Genomic DNA, 6,322 nt, shown 5'->3' with positions numbered 1-6,322 from the left:
GGGCGGGTGGGCGGACGACTGTGCATCACCGGTCTGCATTACCCGAATCTAACCCGTGAGGATGGCTCAGCGTCGGATGACGAGGTCCGAACCCGTAGGCGTGTGCGATCCGCACGGAACAGGTCGATCGAGTACTCGGTCGGGCGATCCCGCTCGTCGTACCCGACGCGCTCCAACCGCAACAACGGCGCCCCGAGGGGCAGTCCGAGCATTCGTCCGGTGCGCTCCGTCGCCCCCACCGTGTCGATGATCTCGTCCGTCGCCACGATCGGAACCCCGAAGCGATCCTGCAGGGTCTCGTAGAGCGAACCCGAGAAATCGCAACCGATCATCTTCCTCCCCAACGTGACGTACGCGTGGTCGAGCGACAGTGTGTCGGCATCGGCGAATCGCACCCGCAGCAGGGACAACACTTCAGTACCGCGATCGACCTCCAGCGCCCTCGCGACGGCGTCGCTCGCCGGAAGGAGGCGTGCCTCCACCACCCGTGTACCTCCGACGAAACCCTGCAGGGTCAACATCTCGGGCACCCCGCGCACGGTGTTGAGGTCGCGCGCCAGCCGCCGTCCCGTCGGGAGTTCGAATCCGGTGACCTCGACTCCGGAGCCGCCCACCAGGTAGGCCCCGCCTGCTCGGCCCACCACCCGTCTGAGCCGGCCCTCCCGAACCAGCAGATCGATCGCCCGTCGCACCGTCGCACGGGAGACCCCGAGTCGCTCTGCGACCTCTCGCTCGGGCGGCAGCTTCGTGCCACCGCGCCCCTCGAGCTCGTCCGCCAGTCGGCGCAGCGTCACCACCGTGTCGTCCGCCAGTGTCACGTCCGCCTCCGTCCGATGTGAAACCGATTCGGGGAATCATCCCTCGACGAGGGATCCCGAGCCTGCCGACTTCACGGAGGAAATCTACCTCTGACCTGGCGTCATGTGTCTGTAACGAGAAATCGGTGAGACCAGAAATGGGCCGCGCGCATGATCTGCGTTACTGCTCGGCGGGCCACCACGAGCAGCACAGGGAACCTCCCGACCGAAGGACAGCATCTGATGCAGACGATTCCCGACGACGTCGGAGCCACCGTCGCCGACCACGCACTCGACATCCTCCGCGGTGCCGGGGAGATCTCGCGATCGTGGTTCGAGCGAGGCCGCCTCGACGTCGAGACCAAGGCCGACGGATCGCCCGTGACCCGGGCCGACCGCGAGACCGAGGCGTCCATCCGCGACGCACTGGCCGCACGGTTCCCCGACGACGGAGTCGTCGGGGAGGAGTTCGGCACCGTCGAGGGGACGTCCGGTGACAGGTGGATCATCGACCCGATCGACGGCACCAAGTCGTTCGTGCACGGCGTCCCGCTGTACGCGAACCTGCTCGCCCACGAGGTGCAGGGCCGCATCGTCTTCGGCGCCATCAACCTCCCGAGCCTCGGCGTCCTGGTCCACGCCGAGACCGGGCGCGGCTGCTACCGCAACGGTCGGCGCGTGCGCGTCTCCGACCGGACCGATCTGACCGGCGCTCACGTGATGGCCACGTGGCTCGAGGACTGGTCCCCCGCCGTCATCGCGCGCCTGCACGACCGCGGCGCGGTACTGCGCACGTGGGGCGACGCGTTCGGATACGCCCTCGTGGCATCCGGTGACGTGGACGCCCTCGTCGACTACACGGCGCAGACCTACGACCTCGCGCCGATGCCCGTGATCATCACCGAAGCGGGTGGCCGCTTCACCGATCTCCGCGGCGAGGCTCGATTCGATTCGGGCCATGGCATCGCTTCCAACGGACACATCCATGACGATGTGCTCCGCCTCGTCAACGAAGGAATCTCCTGATGAAGAACTTCATCCGAGCAGTCGATGGGCGTGTGCTCACCGGGCTGTTCACTGCGGGCTACGCCACCGCCCTCGTGTTGGCGCTCTTCCCTCCGTTGTATCTCTGGTCGAGCGGGAAGGCCGTACTGATCCTCGGCATCCCGCTCTCGCTCATGTACTGGATCGGCACCGCAGCTCTCGTCGGGCTCGGCCTCTGGGCCCAGTACTGGATCGAGGACGTCCGGGGCGAGCTCGACGAATCACTGATCTCCGATACCCCGGCCCAGGCGGAGGAGCACTGACATGGCCCTGATGCTCACGATGCTCGGACTCTTCTACGCGTGCATCATTGCGATTCTTTACATCACTCAGCGCACCTCCAAACCGACCTTCGACGAGTACGCGGTGGGCGGCCGCAGCTACGGCCCCTGGTACGTCGCGATGTGCTATGTGAACTCCTGGTGGCCCGGCGCGGTGTTCATCGTCTTCTTCGGGCTGGCGGCCGGCCCCGGCGTCTTCGGCTTCTACGGGCTCGCGTACTCGACCCTCGGTGTGGCGGCGATGTACTTCATGGCCACCCGAGCGTGGCGTTGGGGCGCGCGCTACGACTTGCGCAGCCAGCCGCAGCTGATGGGCGTGCGGTTCCGGTCGCGCGGCGTGAAGGTGATGGCCAGCGCCATCGGCATCGTCTCGGTGTTCCCCTGGGTGGTCCTCGGCATGCAGGCGCTCGGGGAGATCTTCCGGGTGGCGAGCGGCGGGGCGTGGTCGATCACCACGTGTCTGGTCGTCGGCCTGATCACGATCGTGGTGCGCCAGTACTGGACCGTCAAGATGGGGATGCGCGGCCTGATCATGACGGACATGTTCCAAGGCATCGTGGCCTACGGCTTCTCCGCTGTGGTGTGCCTGGTCCTACTCAGCGGGATCGCCGGGGGCCCGGTCAGTTTCGCCACACTCGCGCACCTCGCGGATTCGGCGCTGCGGGTGCCGGGCGACGGCGACGCATACGGCCCCTGGTACCTGTTCAGCCTCATCTTCACGGGCGTCATCGGCTCGCTGTGCTGGCCGATGAGCTTCCAGCGGATCTACACCGCGTCCGGGGTGCGGGCGGTCAAGGCCGGCACGCTCCGGACGATCCTCATCTCGGGCGTGTTCTACACGCTGCTGATGCTGGTCGGTCTCGCCGCCACCACACTGCCCGCGGTCCATGACGCGCCGCAGGTCGGGTGGTTCACGCTGCTCGGCGACTGGGGCGGAACGTGGATGCTCGGCCTCGCCGTCACCATGGTGTTCGCCGCGTCGATGGGGCACATCGACGGCAGCGTTCAGGTCTGCGGGCTCCAGATCGCCAACGACCTCGTCGACCGCCCGAGCCGTCCGCTTTCCGACCGCCAACTCACCGCGGTCGCCAAGGGCAGCATGGTGATCTACATGGGATGCGCGGCAGTCGTCGCCTTCTTCACCTTCGACATGCCGCGACTACAGCTCCTCGCGCAGTTGTCCTACCAGTCGATCGTGCAGCTCGCCGTGCCGTTGTTCCTCGGGATCTTCTGGCGCGGCGGCAACAAGTACGGCGCGATGGCGGGCATGGCGACCGGCTTCCTCACCGCGCTCGCGCTGACCGTGGTGTACCCGGACGACATCCCCGCGCTCGGATCCCTCACCGGTGGCGTGGTCGGCCTCGCGGTCAACCTTGTCGTCTTCCTCGTCGTCTCCGCCGCTACCGGGCAATCCCCCGACGAGCGCCGTCATGTCGCCGAGATGTTCACTGTCGCAGCAGCACCCGTGCCACTTCCACGCTCTCGCCCGGCGAGCGGCACGGCCGTCCCGGAGGTCGCTGATGCCTGAGTACTTCGATGTGGACACGCAGCCCTTCTGCGCCGACTTCGCCACCTGGTCGAGCTTCGGCGCCACGGCCGACGGTGGGCTGCACCGGCTGGCCGGAACCGCCGCACACGCGGAGGCCCGCCGATGGCTCGCCGAGCGGTTGACGGAGACGGGCGCCCGCACCTCCTTCGACCGCATCGGCAACCTCTTCGGGAGATTCGAGTGGATGCCCGGCGAACCGTACGTGCTGATCGGTTCCCACTCGGACAGCCAACCGAACGGTGGTCGGTTCGACGGAGCGTTCGGCGTCCTGGCCGCGCTCCACGCGGCCACCCGGATCAACCGCGCGGTGCGCGCCGGCACCGTCGTACCGCGTCGCAACCTCGCCGTCGTGGACTGGTTCAACGAGGAGGGCGCCCGGTTCAGCCCGAGCGTCATGGGCTCCAGCTGCTTCACCGGAGAGCTCGATACGGACCGGATGCTCCGCGCGAGCGACACCGACGGTGTGACCGTCGCCCGCGCACTCACCGAGACCGCCATGAGCGGCAGCGAACCCGCCCCCGTGCCGTCCGCCTACGCGGAGGTGCACATCGAGCAGGGCCGGGAACTCGACGACTCCGGAGACCGGATCGGCGCGGTGACAGCGAACTGGGCCGTGCGGAAGTACACGGTGGTGGTGCACGGCGAGCAGAGCCACACCGGCGCCACCTCGATGGCCGACCGACGCGACGCCCTCGTGGGCGCCGCTCAGGTGATACTCGCCACCCGTGAGGTCGCGACCGCCTACCCGACGGACGAGGTGTTGTCCGCGGTCGGGCGCATCGACGTGGAGCCCGGCTCGCCGGTCGTCGTCCCGAGCCGGGTGAGGCTGAACGTCGACCTGCGCGCGCACAACGCGGAGCGACTCGACGACGCACATGCGCGGCTGCTCGCCGCGTACGAGGCGATCACCGCCGCCGGTGAGACGACCGTGGAGATCGCCGCCTGCGCCGTCCGCGAGGCCGCGCCGTTCTGGCCCGCGGGCGTGCGGATCACCCACAAGGCCGGTGCGGACGCAGGCCTGCCGGTCCGGGAGATGTCGACCCGTGCCGGCCACGACGCCGTCGCACTGAGCCGGGTCGTGCCCACGATCCTCGCCTTCGTCCCGAGCGTGAACGGAGTTTCCCATTCTACGCACGAATTCACCCGTGACTGTGATCTTCTCGCCGGTGTCGACGTCCTCACATCGATCGCCGAACATCTCGTGACCTCCGGACCCGAGACCGATAGGAGCGCCCCATGACCGCCATGCTCGACCTACCCGCTGCAGAGGTCCGCTCCCGATTGCGGACCGGCGACCTGAGCCCCGTCGACCTTCTCGAAGCGACGCTCGCGCGCATCGACGAACGAAACCCGGCTATCAACGCCATCGCCCATCGTGACGACCGGGCGGCGCGGGCCGCGGCGGAGGCCAGCGCGGCGCGCTGGGCCGCCGGCTCACCGCTGAGTGACTTCGACGGCCTGCCCGTGACCATCAAAGACAGCATCAACGCCGTCGGAACCCCCTGGCGCCACGGCAGCGCGGCGCACGCCGGAGTTCCCGACGCGCGCATCGACACACCGCCCGCCGCGCGCCTCAAGGAAGCCGGCGCGGTGATCGTGGCGAAGACCACGATGCCCGACTTCGGCATGATGGCCGCGGGAGTCAGCTCGCTGTACGGCGTCGTGCGCAACCCCTGGAACACCGATCGCAATACGGGCGGATCGTCGGCGGGAGCGGGGGCCTCGCTGGCCGCGGGAATAGGTTTCGGCGCCGTCGGCACCGACATAGCAGGTTCGGTGCGGCTGCCGGCGGCCCACTGCGGCGTCGTGGCGCTCAAGCCCACACAGGGAAGGATCCCGCATCTCCCGGCGTCGACGACCCGGTCCCCCGGACCGATGGCCCGCACCGTGGATGAGGTGATCGACCTGTATCGGGTCATCGCGCGTTTCGACCCGCGCGACGCCCTTGCGCTCGGGTCGGACGTCCCCGACCACCTCGACGCCGCGCTGTCGCCCACGGGGCTGCGCTTCGGCGTGCTCACCGAGGTCGATCCCCGGTTCCCGCTCGACCCCCGCGTTCGCGACGTCCTGCAGTCCGCAGCTGACGTCCTGGCGTCGGGCGGCGCGGACGTCACCGAGTTCACCGCGCCCTTCGGAGCCGAACCGAGTGACGCCCTCGACCGGGTGTTCCAGGTCCGTGCCCGCACGGAGTGGGAGAACATCGCACCCGCCAGGAGGGACCTGGCGCACCCGGCGGTCGCCGACTGGGCCGCAGCGGCGGCCGCGTACTCCGCCACCGACCACGCTCGCGACCTGGGCATCGTCGACGGTGCCCAGGCCGCCATGCAAGCAGCCACCTCGGAGTTCGACTTCGTTCTCGCGCCGGTGATACCGACCCCGGGGTTCGCCGCCGACCAGCCCGGGATCGATACCGCCCACCCGCTGGCCCACTGCACGTTCACCGCATGGTTCAACCAGACCGGCCAGCCCGCATCGAGCGTCCCGTTCGGCCTGATCGACGGCTGCCCGGTGGGACTGCAGATCGCGGGACCGCGTCTGTCCGACCAGCACGTACTGAGGTTGAGCCGCTGGCTCGAGGCCCATCGCCCCGTGACGGTGGGCCGTCCGCCCCTCTTCGCCGCCGCAGGCGGCGTCCGATGACAGCGACGACG

General features: G+C 69.0%; 6 protein-coding genes. 5 read left to right on the top strand and 1 reads right to left on the bottom strand.

The window, feature by feature from the left end:
- Positions 1-38: 38 nt before the first annotated feature.
- Positions 39-818: a GntR family transcriptional regulator gene (locus tag ACNAYW_RS20865; RefSeq protein ID WP_415851548.1), complete on the bottom strand. Its 780-nt coding sequence runs from the start codon at positions 816-818 to the stop codon at positions 39-41.
- A 222-nt stretch (positions 819-1,040) separates the two neighbouring features.
- Between ACNAYW_RS20865 and ACNAYW_RS20860 the strand changes: the two genes are divergently transcribed.
- The 5 genes from ACNAYW_RS20860 to ACNAYW_RS20840 are packed head-to-tail and all read left to right on the top strand — an operon-like array spanning position 1,041 to position 6,311.
- Positions 1,041-1,823: an inositol monophosphatase family protein gene (locus tag ACNAYW_RS20860; protein WP_415851547.1), complete on the top strand. Its 783-nt coding sequence runs from the start codon at positions 1,041-1,043 to the stop codon at positions 1,821-1,823.
- Positions 1,823-2,104 (top strand): hypothetical protein, encoded by a 282-nt coding sequence (locus ACNAYW_RS20855; RefSeq protein ID WP_415851546.1) that lies wholly within the window; start codon positions 1,823-1,825, stop codon positions 2,102-2,104. Before ACNAYW_RS20860 ends, ACNAYW_RS20855 begins: the two co-directional genes overlap by 1 nt.
- Position 2,105: 1 nt before the next feature.
- Positions 2,106-3,650 (top strand): sodium:solute symporter family protein, encoded by a 1,545-nt coding sequence (locus ACNAYW_RS20850; protein ID WP_415851545.1) that lies wholly within the window; start codon positions 2,106-2,108, stop codon positions 3,648-3,650.
- The gene (locus tag ACNAYW_RS20845; RefSeq protein ID WP_415851544.1) at positions 3,643-4,911 is read left to right on the top strand and encodes a M20 family metallo-hydrolase; all 1,269 of its coding nucleotides are present in this window, start codon (positions 3,643-3,645) and stop codon (positions 4,909-4,911) included. The genes ACNAYW_RS20850 and ACNAYW_RS20845 overlap by 8 nt, the downstream gene beginning before the upstream one ends.
- On the top strand, positions 4,908-6,311 hold the full coding sequence (locus ACNAYW_RS20840) for an amidase family protein (RefSeq protein ID WP_415851543.1): 1,404 nt from the start codon (positions 4,908-4,910) through the stop codon (positions 6,309-6,311). Before ACNAYW_RS20845 ends, ACNAYW_RS20840 begins: the two co-directional genes overlap by 4 nt.
- The last annotated feature ends 11 nt before the right edge of the window (positions 6,312-6,322 follow it).

Source organism: Tsukamurella ocularis (assembly GCF_965138335.1).
Classification (GTDB): domain Bacteria; phylum Actinomycetota; class Actinomycetes; order Mycobacteriales; family Mycobacteriaceae; genus Tsukamurella; species Tsukamurella ocularis_A.
This window is presented reverse-complemented; position numbering and strand designations above follow the sequence as displayed.

Bases quoted from the DNA above. Each gene is read 5' to 3' on its own strand.
- ACNAYW_RS20855 (WP_415851546.1), top strand. From the start codon at position 1,823: ATGAAGAACTTCATCCGAGCAGTCGATGGGCGTGTGCTCACCGGGCTG.
- ACNAYW_RS20845 (WP_415851544.1), top strand. From the start codon at position 3,643: ATGCCTGAGTACTTCGATGTGGACACGCAGCCCTTCTGCGCCGACTTC.
- ACNAYW_RS20850 (WP_415851545.1), top strand. From the start codon at position 2,106: ATGGCCCTGATGCTCACGATGCTCGGACTCTTCTACGCGTGCATCATT.
- ACNAYW_RS20860 (WP_415851547.1), top strand. From the start codon at position 1,041: ATGCAGACGATTCCCGACGACGTCGGAGCCACCGTCGCCGACCACGCA.
- ACNAYW_RS20840 (WP_415851543.1), top strand. From the start codon at position 4,908: ATGACCGCCATGCTCGACCTACCCGCTGCAGAGGTCCGCTCCCGATTG.